Genomic DNA, 15,836 nt, shown 5'->3' on the forward strand with positions numbered 1-15,836 from the left:
GGCTTTCTAATTTACATCAAAAAACCCAAAGCGCTGCCGGCGTTAGGAAATACTTGACAATAAAAAACCCCGCGAATGGCAGGGTTTTATTTTTCTCTTAATCGGACGTTACCAGATCTTCACGCGTTGGTCCGGCGCAATGTAAAGCGAATCGCCCGGTTTCACGTTGAATGCTTCATAGAACTCCGGAACATTCCTTACCGTACCGTTCACCCGGAAGTGCGCCGGTGAATGCGGATCGGACGCAATCTGGTTGCGGAGCGCTTCAGGACGTTGTTTTTCCTGAAAGGCTTGCGCGAACCCGATGAACAAACGTTGCAAGCCGGTAAAGCCATCCATTTTTGGTGCTTCTTTGCCATTCAGGCTCATTTTGTAGGCTTTCACTGCAATGGTCAAGCCGCCCAAATCGCCGATGTTTTCGCCCAAAGTGTAAGCGCCGTTTACGTTAAGGTCAGGAAAAGCCTTGAATGCGCTGTATTGCGACACCAACGCGGAAGTTCTTTGTTTGAAGGCTTCCGTATCTTTCGGTGTCCACCAGTTGCGCAGTACGCCGTTGCCGTCAAAAGCGCTACCCTGGTCGTCAAAACCGTGTCCGATCTCATGCCCGATCACAGCGCCAATGGCACCATAATTCACGGCATCGTCTGCATTCATGTCAAAGAATGGCGGCTGCAAAATTGCGGCTGGGAATACGATTTCATTCAGCGCCGGGTTGTAATAGGCGTTCACGGTTTGCGGTGTCATGCCCCATTCGCCACGGTCAACAGGTTTGCCGAGTTTGTTCAATTGCCGGTTGTACTCAAAAGCCGTTGAACGCGTCATGTTGCCGTACAAATCGCCTTTCACGACTTTAAGCGCGGAATAATCACGCCATTTGTCAGGGTAGCCGATCTTGAGCATGAATTTAGACAACTTGTTCAACGCTTCTTTTTTGGTTTCCGGCGTCATCCAAGTCAATTCCTTGATGCTGGCTTCATAAGCCTTGAGCAGGTTTTTAACCAGTTTTTCCATGCGTTCCTTGGCTTCCGGTTTGAAGTGCTTCTTCACATAGACTTCGCCCACGATTTCGCCCAGGTTGCCATTGACGGCATTGACGGCGCGGCGCCACATTGGGCGTTGTTCGGTTGTTCCGCTGATGACTTTGCCGAAGAATTCGAAATTTTGTTTGTCGAGCGCAGCAGTCAGGTTCGATGCGTTTTGATCGATCAGACTCCATTTCAGATACGTCTTCCAAGTGTCGATTGGCGTGGATTTGATGAGTGCGTCAACAGATTTCATATAGTCAACCTGCGTAATGACGATGTTTTTCTCAGATGCCGGAATGTTGGCATTTTGGAGCATTGCCGCCCAACCGAATGAAGGCATGAGTTTGCCCAAGTCTGCAATCGCGTATTTGTTGTACAAGGCAGGCGTGTTGCGCGTGTCTTCTTTTTTCATGTGCCGTGTGGCGATGGCCGTTTCAAGCGCCATGATTTTCTGGGCCGATGCGGCAGCGTCCGGCAGGTTGCACAGCTCGAACATCTTGGCGATGTGCGCTACATATTTGTCGCGGATTTCCTTGGATTTGGCGTCGGTCAGCAAGTAGTATTCGCGCTCCGGAAGCCCGATGCCGCTTTGCCAGGTAGCCAGCATGTACTTGGTTGGATCTTTAAAATCTTCGGTGACGAACACCCCGAAAGGAATTGACAAACCGGTTTGGTTCGCCTTGCCAAAATACGCAGCCAGTTCGTTGTAGTCCTTAATGGCGTCGATGGCTTTCATTTCGCCTTCGAGCGGTGTAATGCCTTTGGCGTCGCGGGCTTTGATGTCCATGTAGGAAGCGTAGAAATCACCGATTTTTTGCTCATTTGAGCCGTCCGCAAAATCGCCTTTCGCCGAAGCTTCGATAATGGCCTTTACATTTTCTTCGGCTTTGTCTTGCAGGATGTCGAAGTTGCCGAACGATGCCTTGTCGGCCGGAATCTGGTTGTTCTTGATCCAGGCGCCGTTCACGTATGCGTCGAAATTATCGCCGGGTTTCACCAGCGTGTCCATGTTTTTCACGGTAATACCGGAGATGAGTTCTTCCGATTTTTCATTTTTTCCGCAAGCGTAAACCATTAAAAAGGCGGCGGCCAAAATCGGAAGTCTCAACGTGTTTTTTTTCATCGTGTATCAGGTTGTTAATTATTGATTGTCTGCAGTAAATCAGGGCCAAATATAGCAAATAACCCTTGCTGGACAATACTTTGTAGCGGCATCGGGGAATTTGTTACAAAATAAAAGAGCCGTCAGTATATGACGGCATTCTGTTAGTGACGGTGGCCACGCTTGTGTGCTTTTCCGTGGCCATGTTTGTATTTGTGATGGTGCTTTTCCCGCGCGTATATCCGGTGCGGTCCGGGGACGTATTTCACGCGATGAATGTTGTAGAAGGCATAAGGCGCGTTGCCCCGATAATCTGTGATGACGATTTTACGCCCGCGGTGGAAATCATATTGCCTGTACACGACCGGCACGGCAGCCGACCGAACCCACAGCCCATTGTGGAGGTATACATATTCGCGCGATGGAATGTCGTAATAGGTTTCGATGTCCGGCAAGTAATAATATCTTTCGGTAGTGACCGGCACGCCCCAGGCCGGAATGCCCACATTGACATTTACCGAAACTTGTGCAAAAGAAAAGGAGGTTGACATCAAGACGCCGATGACAAGACAATTAAGCGTTTTCATGATTTAAGATTTAGGATAACGATTTGGCGGTTTCCAAACACCGTGCCTGCGCGGCATAGGTCGGGTGTTAAAGTTTTGAAACCTGCAGCTGCGGCTGGGACGCGTTAGGGATGGAAGCGGCATCCTTTTGCGCGATTTGTATAATGGTGGCGCGACTTGGATGGAGTGATTCTCAAATCGCGCAAAAGATACAGCGGTCAGCCCGGGCCATAGGCAACGCCCATAAAAAAAGCCACACCGTAGTGCAGCTTGGTAGCCTCGCCAAGAATCGAACTTGGATCAAATGTTTAGGAAACATCTATTCTATCCGTTGAACTACGAGGCCGATAAAAAAAAGCCACTTTTGCAAGTGGCTTTTATGCTCCCCCTCTTGGGCTCGAACCAAGGACCCTCTGATTAACAGTCAGATGCTCTAACCAACTGAGCTAAGGAGGAAGGCGTATGCCTTTTAAAGCGGGGCAAATATAGTGCGATTTTTTCTTTTCGCAAATATTTTATCCCAAAAATTCAAAATTTTCTTAGCGGGTAATCGCACGGTAAATATCGTTGCCGTTTGCAAACAATACCAGCGCCAGTAAGATGATAAAACCGGTGATTTGCGCGTACTCCATAAACTTGTCGCTCGGCTTGCGTCTGGTGATGATTTCGAACAACAAGAACAAGACGTGTCCGCCATCGAGCACCGGAATCGGCAAGAGGTTCATGACGCCCAACATGATGGAAAGCAAGGCCGTGATAGACCAGAACGCTTCCCAGCTCCATTGTTCAGGGAAAATGTCAAAGATGGCCTTGAAGCCGCCAACGCCTTTGTACGCGCCGGTGGATGGCGTGAAAATGGCCTTGAGTTGTTGCCAGTAACCTGATACTTGATCGGCGCCTTTCGCAATCCCGACAGGGAACGATTCGAAAAAGCCATATTGTTCGCGCGTGACTTTGTAAAGCCCTAATTTTTCCATGTTGCTGTACGGCAATCTTCCGGCATAGACCAAGCCCAATTTCGCGCTGTCCGTGACTTTGACAGACACGGCAATTTCTTTTCCGTCGCGTTTTACCGTTGCCGGAACCGTTTTGCCTTTTAGGCTTTCGAGTTGGTCCAAAACCTGGTCGGCATACTTGGTGGGCGCGTTGTTGAAACTGGTGATGATGTCTTTTGATTTGAATACATCTTTGTTCGGCGAATCGTTCCCGATTTCACTAACGATGAACGGCACGCGGAATTCAACGATGGATTGTTTCTTACCGCCGAGCAGTTGCCCAACGAAATCATGCGGCACGTGGATGGTTTCTTGTTTTCCGTTACGTTCTACGAGAATGTCTTCGGCGAGCATCAACTGGATGTTTACATCTTCGAAACGGTCTGTTGGAACACCGTTTACCGAGATAATTTTATCGCCTGTCTGCAACCCCGTTTTCTTGACCACGGGGTTCGCTACCCAAACGCCGTCGGTCACGTCTTTGTTGGCGATGTAAGAATCACCGTAAACAAACGTCATCCCGATGTAAATCAGAAAAGCCAAAATGAAGTTCACGATCACGCCGCCGAGCATAATGATCAAACGCTGCCAGGCCGGTTTCGAGCGGAATTCCCACGGTTGCGGCGGCAAGGCCATTTGCTCTTTGTCCATGCTTTCGTCGATCATACCCGCAATTTTCACGTAACCGCCCAACGGCAGCCAGCCGATGCCGTATTCGGTTTCACCGATTTTCTTTTTGAGCAACGAGAATTTCACATCGAAGAACAAATAAAATTTCTCGATGCGCGTCTTGAACAATCTGGCAGGGATGAAATGTCCCAATTCGTGCAGTACAATGAGCAAAGAAAGGCTCAGGATGAATTGGGCGAGTTTGATGGCAATCTCCATTTTTCAATATTAAATTCGACGGACAAAAGTACATTATTCTGCTTAGATATGATGTTGGGCCAATTAAAACTATGTTAATTGTACCCGCGCAACCATTACTGCAAAAAAAAGCGGGACAATGCCCGCCTGTTTTATTCTTTGATGAACTTCAGGGTTCGCGAACCAGCATCGGTTTCGAGCGTCACGAAATGTACGCCCGTAGCCAGTTTGGATACATCCCAAGTGGTTTGGTCGTCGGTTTTTAAAACCACTTGCCCCAGTTGGTTGTGGAACACGGCGCTTTTCAACGACACGCCCGAAGGCAACGACAATTGTAGCGAAGCAGCCGACGGGTTCGGGAACAATTTCACGCGTGCCAACTCGCTCACTGGCGTTGTGCCCAAAGACGTCGAATTGTTTTTGGAAATCAAATGAACATCTGGATCAAAGTCAAAACTCTGGATCGTAAACGGTACATTTACTTGGAAGGTTTCGCCGTTGAACGTATTGTCCAACGTCACGTCGAGCACTTGGCCGCCGATTCCATAAAAACGGATCGGCACAGGCATTTCAAAATAATCGACCGACGCATGCGATTGCGATTGGTTGATGGTCACGGTGACTTGTCCGCTCGTGCCCTGAACCGTGATGTCGTACATCGGATAGCCCTGGTTGTACACCCAATCGTTGAAGAATTCAGTCAAGCTTTGGCCATAAGCGGCTTCAAGATGTGCTTTCAGGTCTGCGGTTACAGCGTATTTGAAGGCCAGGTTCGGGTCGGCCAAATAATTCTTGATGGCCTGGAAGAATACGGCATCGCCCAATTTCCAGCGCAACATTTCCAAGACCATCGCGCCTTTGTTGTAGCTCAGACGGCTGCTGAAAATGCGACCTGAATTGAGTGCTTCGGAATCGGTCAAATAAACCGCGCCGCCGGGTTGCGAGGTGATGAATTCCACGACGTTGAATTTGTATCCGATGAACGTATCCACGCCGTCGATGTTTTCATAGACCAGCATCGCAAGGTAAGTGGCAAAACCTTCGTTGAGCCAGATGTCTTTCCAAGTGCCGCAGGTAATTTTGTCGCCAAACCACTGGTGGCCGAGTTCGTGTGCGATGAGCTGTCGGTCAAAACCGTCCATGAATGAAACCGTCGTGTGTTCCATGCCGCCGCCGCCGCTAAACTGGCAATGGCCATATTTTTCTTCGTGGTACGGATAGGTTTCAAACAGGCTTTCAAACAAATCCATGATGGCAACGGTTTCCTGAACTTCACTTTGCGCGGAAGCAAAATCCTCAGGATAAATATAGTTGACGATCGGGAATGTGTTGGGCGCGGTGCCCGCCTGAATCGTGTAAGTGTTGTAGTTGCTCACGGCGAAAGCCACCAAATAAGCCGGAATCGGGAAACCGTGGTGGAAATGTGTCGTTTTGTTGCTGCCGCTGGTGGTCGTTCCCATTTGCACGCCGTTGGATACCGATGTGTATTGCGACGGTGCCGTAATGTAAACGTCGATGGATTCGATCTTGTCGTTCAAATCCTGCTTGCACGGCCACCAATCGCGGGCGCCGAAAGGCTCAGACAAGGTCCAGATGATGGGCTGCCCGTTGTGCGTTGTCCGGACATAAGCATTTTCGTTGGATTGCGGAACGCCCGAATACGTGATTTCAACGGTAGCCGATGTGCCGGCGGTTTGCGTGCCGCCCAGATTGATGGACAATTCGGTCGCACTTTGGGTAAAAGTCAGGGTGGTCGCGCCTTTTTTAACGGAACTTACCGTCAGGTCGTTGTTGAAATCAAACACCACCGACGTCATGTTGTTCAGCGCGGTGAAAGTCGTGGTCACTTTTCCGGTCAATTGGCCCGAAGGCTGCGCCGGATTAACGGTCAATTCCAGTTTGTGGTACGTGACGTCGTAGTTTTGCGTGTTCGGGTTTACCGCAACGCTCATCAGCGATGCAGACGATTTCATTTCCGATTCGGCGATGCGTTCTACATCGGTAACCTGTCCGAAAGTTCCGGAAAACGCCAGTAGGGTAGCTAGCAGGTAAAAGTTCTTCATTTGGGTTTTGTTGAATCTTTAAATTTTTGCGCCCAAATATAGCGATAAAAGCACGAAACAATTGTTAAGGGCCGATTTATTCTAACGAAAAGTGTTTAATTTTTAAGGAGTTGTGAATTTGAGTGCTTCAGCCGATTATTTTTCTGATTCACGATTGCGACGGGCGTGTCTTTTCACTTTAACAATATTTACGGCATTCCCGTAACCGCTTTTGCCGTTATTTTTTAGGGGAGTTCCATTGCCCCCGTCCCATTGCCCGAAGATACGGTTTCCTGAAAATTGTGGCTGCGGGAAATCTATACTTTTTCTTAATTCTGATTTAAGCCTGAAGCCTTTTCGACTTTCGACTATTTAAGATAATTTCCGGTATTCCCGCACCTACGGTTGTCATTATTTTCTTAGGGGAGTTCCATTGCCCCCGTCCCATTACCCGAAGATAACACGCCTCAAAAATTACCGTTGTGGAAAACCCGCATGTTTTTTTAAAATATAAATCCCAAGTGCCACCTTAGTCAGATGTCTTTGGTCTTTCGACTTTTGACTTTGCTCTTTAGTCTTTCACCACATTTCCTTACATTTGCCACTCAAAATTTAACGCCATGTTACAGCTATCCGTCATCCGGGAAAATCAGGAGAAAGTCATTCAGGCTTTGGCCAAAAGGAACATCGACGCCACCGAGGCAGTGGCCGACGTCTTAAAACTCGATGAAGCGCGCCGTGCCACGCAGGTGGCGCTCGACAACATTTTGTCGGAATCCAACAAGTTATCGCGCGAGATTGGCGAGCTGATGAAATCGGGCGAAAAAGCCAAAGCAGAAATCCTGAAGGAAAAAACGGCGCAGTTCAAGGAACAAAGCAAGCAGCTTTCAGAGAAAGGCGATGCGTTGGCGCAGGAACTCACCCAGAAATTGTACACACTCCCGAACACACCGGCCGATATCGTTCCGGAAGGCAAAACGCCCGAAGACAACCTGACCGTTTTCCAGTCCGGCGAGATTCCGGCTTTGCACGATGGCGCGCAGCCGCACTGGGAATTGGTCAAGAAATATGACATCATCGATTTTGAACTCGGGGTAAAAATTACCGGCGCAGGTTTCCCGGTTTACAAAGGAAAGGGCGCGAGGTTGCAACGCGCGCTCATTTCGTATTTCCTCGACAAGAACACCGCCGCCGGTTACCAGGAATTCCAGGTGCCGCATTTGGTGAACGAAGCCTCGGGTTACGGCACGGGCCAATTGCCCGACAAGGAAGGCCAGATGTACCACGTGGGCATCGACGATCTTTATCTGATCCCGACGGCCGAAGTCCCGGTCACGAATCTTTGGCGAGACGTGATTTTGTCCGAAAACGAACTGCCGGTATTGGCTACGGGTTATACGCCATGTTTCCGTCGCGAAGCCGGTTCTTATGGATCGCATGTGCGTGGCCTCAACCGTTTGCACCAGTTTGATAAGGTCGAAATCGTCCGCATTGAAAAACCGGAGAACTCTTATGCGGCGCTCGATGGCATGGTGGAACATGTCAAATCAATCCTCGACGAATTGAAATTGCCATACCGCGTGCTGCGTTTGTGTGGCGGTGATATGGGATTTGCATCGGCCTTGACGTATGACTTCGAAGTGTTCTCGACTGCGCAAGACCGTTGGCTGGAGATTTCATCGGTATCGAATTTCGAGACATTCCAGTCCAACCGCTTGAAATTGCGTTACCGCGACAAAGACGGCAAAAACCAGCTGGCGCACACACTTAACGGAAGTTCATTGGCGTTGCCGCGCGTTTTGGCCGGCATCATCGAGAATTACCAGACGCCGGAAGGCATTGTCATCCCGGAAGTTTTGCGTCCGTATTGCGGTTTCGACATCATCGATTAAAGGGTTCGTTAATCTTTCCCGAATAACCATACTATCTGCCACAAAAGGTTTACTTTAGTGGCAGTTTGTTTTTGATATGAAAAAGGCATTTTTCCTTGTTGCATTTTTGTTTTCGCTGACGGTTTCCGCGCAGAACGAGCAGCTCGCCCAGAACTATTTCGACAAGGGCGATTTCGAAAAAGCGCTCATCAGTTATCAGGAATTGTTGGTCCAACAACCTTCCAACGGGTATTATTTCCAACGTTTGATTGAATCGTATCAGCAATTGCAACAGTACGACAAAGCGGCCAAAGCGATCCAGGAACGCTACGACAGATACCGGCAGGGCCAACTGCTGGTAGAATTGGGCTACAATTTCCACCTGCAGAAAGACGAAGACAAAGCCAAGAAATACTACGACCAAGCCATTGATGCGATCCGCAAGAATCCAAATGAAGTCTTCGGCATTGCAGCGGTTTTCGAACGGCGTGTGCTACTCGATTATGCACTCAACGCCTACAAACTAGGCAAGGAGCTGGAGCCGAAATTCAATTTCAACTATCAGGTGGCGTTGCTCTACGGCCAATTGGGCAATTCCGAGATGATGATTTCGACGTTCCTTGACGAAGCCTACGCCAACCCGAACAGTATGGTCATGATCCAAAACCAATTGTCGCGTTTCATGACCGAGGAAGTCGATGTCAATTTCAACGATTCGCTCCGTAAGGCGTTGTTGCTTCGCGCCCAGAAAGGACAGGACATTTTCTGGAACCAATTCCTGAGTTGGTATTTCGTCCAGCAAAAAGATTACGCCAAGGCATTCATACAAGAGAAAGCGATTTACAAACGCAATCCTGAAACATTCTCCAACATTGTCAACCTCGGGCAATTGGCTATTACCGAAGGCGAAGAGGAAACCGCCAAGGAAATTCTCGGTTTCGTGCTCGAGAACACGAACGATCTGGAATTGCTCGTACAGGCGCATTACTATTTGATGGACATGCGCATCAAAAATGCCCAGGAGAAAGATTACAAAGCCATCGAAGCCGACCTGCAGAAACTGCTCGACGAATTCATGGTAAGCCAGTATTCGCTCAAACTGCAAATCCTGCAGGCGCAATTCCTGACGTTCAACCTGAACAATCCGGAGAAGGCCAAGAGCATTCTAAAAGAAGCGCTGGAGTTGAACCTGAGCAAGTTTGAGCGTGCCGACGTCAAGATGGAGCTTGCCGATATTTTCCTGTACGAAGAAAAATTCAATCAGGCGCTGCTCAATTATTCGCAAATCGAGGAAGATTTGAAGAACGATGCCGTGGGTCATGAAGCCAGTCTCAAGTCGGCCAAGACCAGTTATTTCAAAGGCGATTTCGAGTGGGCGCAGAAACAATTCCAGGAGTTGAAATCGGCATCTTCGGAACTCATCGCCAATGATGCCATGCAGTATTTCCTGTTGATTTCAGACAACACTGCCGCTGATTCCACGCAGGTTGCTCTCAAGAAATTCGCGCGTGCCGATTATTTGCTGTACAAGAACAAAACCGGCGAAGCGTTGGCCGCGTTCAAAAAAATCCTTGTAGAAGACAAAGGCAACGAAATCGAAGCGGCGACGATGCTCAAAATCGGACAGACCGAGGAAAAACTCGGGAATTACCCAGCCGCGCTTGCCCAATACGAAGCCATCATCGAACAGCACGCCGAGGGCATTTACACAGACGAAGCCTTGTATTTCTCGGGGCAATTGTACGAGAAGAAACTCGCCGACCCGGAAAAGGCGAAATCGCGATACGAAAAGATCATTTTCGAACATCAGGACAGCATTTATTTTACCGACGCCCGCAATGCGTTCAGGCAGTTACGCGGCGACAAAAACACTTAAACAATGATTATCTACAACGTCACTTCGAACATCGCCGACGGCTTCCATGACCAATGGTTGCACTGGATGCAACACGAACACATCCCTGAAATGATTGCCACCGGTAAATTCATCAAAGCCAGACTGGTCAAGGTTCTCGTCGAGGAAGACATGGGCGGCACGACGTATTCCGTGCAATTCTACACCGAAAGCAAAGCCATGCTTGACCGTTACTACGAAGAAGACGCCGAGCGTTTGCGCGCCAAAACCCGCGGGAAATTCGGCGACCACGTCGTGTCGTTCAGGACGGAGTTGCAGTTCATCAGCGATCATAAAGCAGTATAGTTGAAAGTCGAAAAGTGGAAAGACCACTGTAATTATTCATCTTTTAGCTGTTCCCCTGCAAGTCTTTCGACTGTTCACCAACGATTCCATGGATAAAGTAAAAGCCAAAAAACACCTCGGGCAGCATTTCCTCAACGACGAGAATACCGCGCGCCGCATAGCCGATACGCTCAATCTCGAAGGCTATGACCACATCCTGGAAATCGGGCCGGGCATGGGCGTGCTTACCAAATATCTTCTCGACAAACCAGTCAATGTGAGCGTGATTGAAATCGATACAGAATCGGTCGATTATCTCAACGGGCATTACCCGAAATTGCACGGGCACATCATTTCCGGCGACTTCCTCAAATACAACATCAACACGTTGTTCGATGGCAAACCGTTCGCCGTCATCGGGAATTTCCCGTACAACATTTCCAGCCAGATTGTGTTCCGCGCACTGGAGTTCCGTGAGCGCATCCCGGAGTTTTCGGGCATGTTCCAGAAAGAAGTCGCCGAACGCATCTGCGAAAAGCAAGGCAGCAAAACCTATGGCATTCTCTCGGTGCTCGTGCAGGCGTTTTATGATGCCGAATATCTTTTCACGGTTTCGGAACACGTCTTCACGCCGCCGCCGAAAGTCAAGTCAGGCGTGCTCAGGCTTACCCGGAAGCCCGATTTCCATTTGCCGTGCAACGAGAAACTCTTCTTCAACGTCGTCAAGACCGCGTTCCAACAACGACGAAAAACACTTCGCAACAGTTTAAAAACCCTGAATTTATCTGATAGTTTGCGGGAAGATGCTATATTTGCGCTGCGTCCAGAACAGCTTGGCGTGGCACAATTCATAGAACTGACCCTCAAAATTCAGTCGGATGGAGTTTAAAATCAGCAAAGAACTCATTGCGCAGCTCCAGGAGCTCATCCAAGGCAATAACAGTACAGCGTTAGAGGCGTTGCTGGCCGACATGCACCAAGCAGACATCGCCGAAATCCTCGATGAGCTCACCATCGACGAAGCCACGTACATCTTCAAAGTCCTTGAATCCGAGAAAACCGCGGAAATCCTTCTGGAAATGGAGGACGACCTGCGCGAGAAAATCCTCAGCAGATTGTCGCCGAAGGAAATCGCCGAAGAGTTGGATGAGCTCGAAACCAACGATGCCGCAGACATCATCGCCGAACTTTCCCGCGAGAAGAAGGAAGAAGTTATCCAGGAAATCGAGGACATCGAGCATGCCAAAGACATCGTCGAACTCCTTCGCTACAAGGAAAACACCGCCGGCGGTTTGATGCACAAAGAATTGGTGAAAGTCAACGAGAACTGGACGGTGTTGCATTGCGTCAAGGAAATGCGCATCCAGGCCGAAAACATTTCCCGTGTACATTCCATCTATGTCGTCGATGACGAAGACCGTCTAAAAGGCCGTCTGTCGCTCAAAGATTTGTTGGTGAGTTCCACCAAGAAAGCCATCAGCGACATTTACATCCGCAAGCTCAATTGGGTCAACGTTGACACCGAAGATACAGAAGTCGCCCGCATCATGCAGAAGTACGACCTTGAAGCCATTCCTGTCGTAGATGAAATGGGTCGCTTGGTAGGCCGCATCACCATCGACGACATCGTAGACGTAATCAAGGAAGAAGCCGACAAAGATTACCAACTCGCGGCCGGTATCTCGCAAGACGTCGAGGCCGACGACAGCATTCTCGAGCTCACGCGCGCGCGCCTACCTTGGCTTGTTTTGGCGTTGCTCGGCGGCATGATTTCCGTCCACGTACTCGGGCTTTTCGAAGGCGCCATGGACGGCCACCGCAACCTGTTTTTCTTTACGCCGCTCATTGCCGCGATGGCTGGAAACGTAGGCGTACAATCTTCTGCCATCATCGTCCAGGGTTTGGCCAACAATACCTTGAGCGGCACGGTATTCCAACGGTTGGTCAAAGAAGTTTCCCTGACCTTGCTCAACGGCATCATACTGGCCGCGATTCTATTTTTGGGGTCGCATTTCCTGCTGCAGGTTGATACGACCATCGGCATCATCGTCGGGATTGCTTTGATTACGGTCATTGTCATTGCGTCGCTTATTGGCACGTTTGTCCCGTTGTTGCTAGACAAGTTCGGAATCGATCCGGCGCTCGCCACCGGGCCGTTCATCACCACCAGCAATGACATCTGTGGGATTCTGATTTACTTTTCCATTGCGAAATTGATTTTGGGTTTTTAGGGCGTTGCCTTTGGCCCAGGCTGTCCGCTGTAGTCCTCGCTCGTGGCCTCGCTGCGGGCTGCCGCTGCCATCCTTAACGCGCTGCCGCTACCGGAACAGGCGTCGCTATTGCAGAAATTGTCTTAACCGCGCGTCATCGGCCAGAACAGCATTCATCTTTTCCACGCCCGTGCGGTTCATGTGGTTGGAGTTGTAGAAACAATCAATGCAATTGCGGAACGCTTCGCTGTCCGTGTCTAGGAAATCAATCCCGAGATTTTTGCAGATGTCGCCGGTTCTCGCAAACGCCTTTGCATCATACGCAGACTTGTAGATTGGCGTCTGGATGCACAGCAATTTAATGCGGTGCGCGTCGCAGGTTTTCTTCAACGCCGCCAACGCGCGGGTAATCGCAGACACGTCTTTTTCCGTAAAGAAATATTGCTTCATCACGCCAGACGGCGGTTGCGCTATCGTGTCCCAATGCCGCGTGGTATTTTCATAGCCGTAGGTTACGTACGCCACTTCTTTTGGCGGCCGCAATGCCGGCATGACCATTTTGTATTTGATGAGCGCAAACGCAGGAATGTATTTTTCGGCCCAGTTGTATTTGAGGAAATCCAGGATCGATGCGTTGTGTTTGTCGGGCCAGAACGCATAGCGCGAATAAATATCTTTCAGTACGTAATTTTCACCTTTGTTGACGCTGTCCGGGCTGGCCATCGGGTCAAAATTGAAGATTACGAAACGTGGGTTTTTATTCTTCGCCAAGTAACTTTCCAGCCGCAAGCGGTTCAAGTCAATTTCAGAATGCCCGCTCATCCCGATATTGATGGCTTTCGTGCCGAATTCTTTTTCAAAAAACTTGGGGTCAAAATGCGCCCAACAACGTGAACTGCCCAGCAAGACCAAATCGGCTGGTTGGTCGTGTAGGTGCAAATTGTCGCTTCCGATCAAAATTTTATCGTGCATCCGCCAAGACAAAAAAGCCTGCAGGCCAATGGCCAAGGCCAAGGTCAATGCGGCAAACAGCCCAATCTTGCGGAGAAAGTTTTTCATCGTCGCCAAAGATACAGATTCGGCCCAATTGAGAAAACGCGCCAACGCCCCAGATTGTTTATCTTTGGGGAAACGAATTTTGCTGTGGCCATTTTACACCTAGACCGCAACCATCCGCTGCTGCTGCAACAATTGCAAGACGCCGGTTTCGAAAACCATGAAGACTATACTTTGCCCAAAGACGCCATCGAAGCCAAGATGGCAGCCTACGAAGGCATCGTCATCCGCAGCCGGTTCAAGATAGACCGACAATTCATTGATGCGGCCACCAACCTGAAATTCATTGCACGGGTCGGCGCCGGCCTGGAAAGCATCGACACCGAATACGCCGCCGAAAAGAACATCGCGCTCATCGCCGCGCCCGAAGGCAATCGCAATGCCGTGGGCGAACATTCGTTGGCCATGCTGCTGGCGCTTTTCAACAAAATCAATATCGCCGACAAAGAAATCAGAAGCGGGCACTGGAACCGCGAAGCCAACCGCGGCCATGAACTCGACGGGAAAACCGTGGGCATCATCGGTTACGGCAACATGGGCAAATCCTTCGCGAAGAAACTGCGCGGGTTTGATGTGACGGTGTTATGCCATGACATACTGCCGCAGGTGGGCGATGCCAACGCCAAACAGGTTCCGCTGGAAGAATTGCAACAAAAGGCCGACGTGCTCAGCCTACATATTCCCTGGACCAATCATACCGATAAAATGGTGAATGCCGATTTCATCAACGCATTTGCAAAGCCTTTTTGGCTCATCAACACCTCGCGCGGCAAGAATGTCGTGACCGATGATTTGGTGGCGGCGCTGCAATCCGGCAAAATCCTGGGCGCCGGGCTGGACGTCTTGGAGTACGAAAAAACGTCGTTCGAAAACCTATTTGAAGCCGAGTTGCCGGAAGCCTTTGCATACTTGCTGCGGGCAGATAACGTGATTCTTTCGCCACACATCGCGGGCTGGACGCACGAGAGCAAAGAACGGTTGGCGCAAGTCATCGTCGATAAAATCAGGCAATTGTACCATCCGGAAACACCTGAAAAGCCGTTGCAGCGCGTCACAGGGATCGGCGGTTTTTTCTTCCGCGCCAAAGATCCGAAAGCATTGACGGCTTGGTATCATGAACATCTAGGACTGAATACCGATGATTACGGCTGTACGTTCTGGTGGAAAGATTCGGCCGGAAACGATTGTTCAACGCAATGGTCCGCAATGAAGGAAAGCACGGATTATTTCAACCCGTCCGAAAAACAGTTCATGCAGAATTTCCGCGTGGCCGATTTGGACGCATTGCTGGCGAAACTCAGGGAAGAAGGCGTTGCCATTGTGGGCGAGCCGGAAAGTTATGACTATGGGAAATTCGGTTGGATATTAGATCCGGAAGGCAATAAGATTGAGCTTTGGGAACCGAAGGATAGGGCTTTTTTATAGCTATTATAAATTCTAAATTGGGATGGTAGGATGATTTCCGTTGGGGAAATCTGCAATGACAAGTCGCCAACAGTGAGATTGTTCAAAATAATTCAAGATTTAGAATTCAAGATTTAAAATAATTTTTACATTTATCACCTAACACATAAACAGAGCAAAATGGATACACAGAAAGTAGACATGTTCATGATGATGAACTCGAAATTTTTCGAAAGCCATCATCTCGGCGCGGTGCGCGAAAGGCTGGTTGGCCTTGACGATTCTAAATCTTCGGCCATGCAAATGGTACAATTCAAAGACCCAACAACAGCGTTGATCATTTCGATTTTGATCGGCGGTTTGGGCATTGACCGTTTCTACATTGGTGACACCGGTTTGGGCATCGCAAAGTTGCTTACGTGCGGCGGCCTCGGCATCTGGACCATCATTGATTGGTTCCTGATCATGGGCGCTACCCGCGAGAAGAACATGGAAGCGTTCCAATCGTCGGCATACTAA

12 protein-coding genes, 2 tRNA genes and 1 pseudogene are annotated in these 15,836 nt (G+C 49.4%); 8 read left to right on the forward strand and 7 right to left on the reverse strand.

Annotated features, from left to right (window positions below; translation table 11 throughout):
- Positions 1–108: 108 nt before the first annotated feature.
- From ACM9J1_RS04020 to ACM9J1_RS04045, 6 genes are all read right to left on the reverse strand, one after another.
- Entirely contained in the window at positions 109–2,148 is a 2,040-nt protein-coding gene (locus tag ACM9J1_RS04020) for a M13 family metallopeptidase (RefSeq protein WP_415580652.1), read from the reverse strand.
- Positions 2,149–2,291: 143 nt separating this feature from the next.
- Positions 2,292–2,714 carry a hypothetical protein gene (locus tag ACM9J1_RS04025; RefSeq protein WP_415580653.1) on the reverse strand — a complete coding sequence of 141 codons (423 nt, stop codon included), beginning with the start codon at positions 2,712–2,714 and terminating at the stop codon, positions 2,292–2,294.
- Positions 2,715–2,964: 250 nt separating this feature from the next.
- Positions 2,965–3,039 (reverse strand) — tRNA-Arg (locus tag ACM9J1_RS04030).
- Between the two features lie 36 nt (positions 3,040–3,075).
- A tRNA-Asn gene (locus tag ACM9J1_RS04035) sits at positions 3,076–3,149 on the reverse strand.
- A gap of 83 nt (positions 3,150–3,232) precedes the next feature.
- The gene (rseP, locus tag ACM9J1_RS04040; protein WP_415580655.1) at positions 3,233–4,576 is read right to left on the reverse strand and encodes an RIP metalloprotease RseP; all 1,344 of its coding nucleotides are present in this window, start codon (positions 4,574–4,576) and stop codon (positions 3,233–3,235) included.
- A gap of 131 nt (positions 4,577–4,707) precedes the next feature.
- Positions 4,708–6,618 carry a M1 family aminopeptidase gene (locus ACM9J1_RS04045; RefSeq protein ID WP_415580656.1) on the reverse strand — a complete coding sequence of 637 codons (1,911 nt, stop codon included), beginning with the start codon at positions 6,616–6,618 and terminating at the stop codon, positions 4,708–4,710.
- Positions 6,619–7,217: 599 nt separating this feature from the next.
- Between ACM9J1_RS04045 and serS the strand changes: the two genes are divergently transcribed.
- The 5 genes from serS (at position 7,218) to mgtE (ending at position 12,878) form a co-directional block, all read left to right on the forward strand.
- Positions 7,218–8,489: a serine--tRNA ligase gene (serS, locus tag ACM9J1_RS04050; protein ID WP_415580657.1), complete on the forward strand. Its 1,272-nt coding sequence runs from the start codon at positions 7,218–7,220 to the stop codon at positions 8,487–8,489.
- A 76-nt stretch (positions 8,490–8,565) separates the two neighbouring features.
- Entirely contained in the window at positions 8,566–10,344 is a 1,779-nt protein-coding gene (locus ACM9J1_RS04055; protein WP_415580658.1) for a tetratricopeptide repeat protein, read from the forward strand.
- Between the two features lie 3 nt (positions 10,345–10,347).
- On the forward strand, positions 10,348–10,668 hold the full coding sequence (locus ACM9J1_RS04060) for a DUF4286 family protein (RefSeq protein WP_415580659.1): 321 nt from the start codon (positions 10,348–10,350) through the stop codon (positions 10,666–10,668).
- Positions 10,669–10,756: 88 nt separating this feature from the next.
- Positions 10,757–11,536 (forward strand): 16S rRNA (adenine(1518)-N(6)/adenine(1519)-N(6))-dimethyltransferase RsmA, encoded by a 780-nt coding sequence (gene rsmA / locus ACM9J1_RS04065; protein WP_415580661.1) that lies wholly within the window; start codon positions 10,757–10,759, stop codon positions 11,534–11,536.
- Positions 11,526–12,878, forward strand: coding sequence for a magnesium transporter (gene mgtE / locus ACM9J1_RS04070; RefSeq protein WP_415580662.1), 1,353 nt, complete (start codon positions 11,526–11,528; stop codon positions 12,876–12,878). Before rsmA ends, mgtE begins: the two co-directional genes overlap by 11 nt.
- A gap of 105 nt (positions 12,879–12,983) precedes the next feature.
- On the opposite strand, the gene ACM9J1_RS04075 is transcribed toward mgtE, so the two are convergent.
- Entirely contained in the window at positions 12,984–13,916 is a 933-nt protein-coding gene (locus ACM9J1_RS04075; protein WP_415580663.1) for a hypothetical protein, read from the reverse strand.
- Positions 13,917–13,976: 60 nt separating this feature from the next.
- Between ACM9J1_RS04075 and ACM9J1_RS04080 the strand changes: the two are divergent.
- From ACM9J1_RS04080 to ACM9J1_RS04090, 3 genes and pseudogenes are all read left to right on the forward strand, one after another.
- A pseudogene (locus ACM9J1_RS04080) lies at positions 13,977–14,942 on the forward strand (2-hydroxyacid dehydrogenase); the annotation flags it as partial.
- 12 nt (positions 14,943–14,954) lie between these two features.
- Positions 14,955–15,338: a VOC family protein gene (locus ACM9J1_RS04085; protein WP_415580998.1), complete on the forward strand. Its 384-nt coding sequence runs from the start codon at positions 14,955–14,957 to the stop codon at positions 15,336–15,338.
- A 159-nt stretch (positions 15,339–15,497) separates the two neighbouring features.
- Positions 15,498–15,836 carry a TM2 domain-containing protein gene (locus ACM9J1_RS04090; RefSeq protein ID WP_415580664.1) on the forward strand — a complete coding sequence of 113 codons (339 nt, stop codon included), beginning with the start codon at positions 15,498–15,500 and terminating at the stop codon, positions 15,834–15,836.

This window comes from Flavobacterium longum (genome assembly GCF_965137575.1).
GTDB classification, from domain to species: Bacteria; Bacteroidota; Bacteroidia; order Flavobacteriales; family Flavobacteriaceae; genus Flavobacterium; species Flavobacterium longum.

Bases quoted from the DNA above. Each gene is read 5' to 3' on its own strand.
- mgtE (WP_415580662.1), top strand. From the start codon at position 11,526: ATGGAGTTTAAAATCAGCAAAGAACTCATTGCGCAGCTCCAGGAGCTC.
- ACM9J1_RS04090 (WP_415580664.1), top strand. From the start codon at position 15,498: ATGGATACACAGAAAGTAGACATGTTCATGATGATGAACTCGAAATTT.
- ACM9J1_RS04055 (WP_415580658.1), top strand. From the start codon at position 8,566: ATGAAAAAGGCATTTTTCCTTGTTGCATTTTTGTTTTCGCTGACGGTT.
- rsmA (WP_415580661.1), top strand. From the start codon at position 10,757: ATGGATAAAGTAAAAGCCAAAAAACACCTCGGGCAGCATTTCCTCAAC.
- ACM9J1_RS04075 (WP_415580663.1), bottom strand. From the start codon at position 13,916: ATGAAAAACTTTCTCCGCAAGATTGGGCTGTTTGCCGCATTGACCTTG.
- ACM9J1_RS04045 (WP_415580656.1), bottom strand. From the start codon at position 6,618: ATGAAGAACTTTTACCTGCTAGCTACCCTACTGGCGTTTTCCGGAACT.
- serS (WP_415580657.1), top strand. From the start codon at position 7,218: ATGTTACAGCTATCCGTCATCCGGGAAAATCAGGAGAAAGTCATTCAG.
- ACM9J1_RS04025 (WP_415580653.1), bottom strand. From the start codon at position 2,714: ATGAAAACGCTTAATTGTCTTGTCATCGGCGTCTTGATGTCAACCTCC.
- ACM9J1_RS04060 (WP_415580659.1), top strand. From the start codon at position 10,348: ATGATTATCTACAACGTCACTTCGAACATCGCCGACGGCTTCCATGAC.
- ACM9J1_RS04020 (WP_415580652.1), bottom strand. From the start codon at position 2,148: ATGAAAAAAAACACGTTGAGACTTCCGATTTTGGCCGCCGCCTTTTTA.
- rseP (WP_415580655.1), bottom strand. From the start codon at position 4,576: ATGGAGATTGCCATCAAACTCGCCCAATTCATCCTGAGCCTTTCTTTG.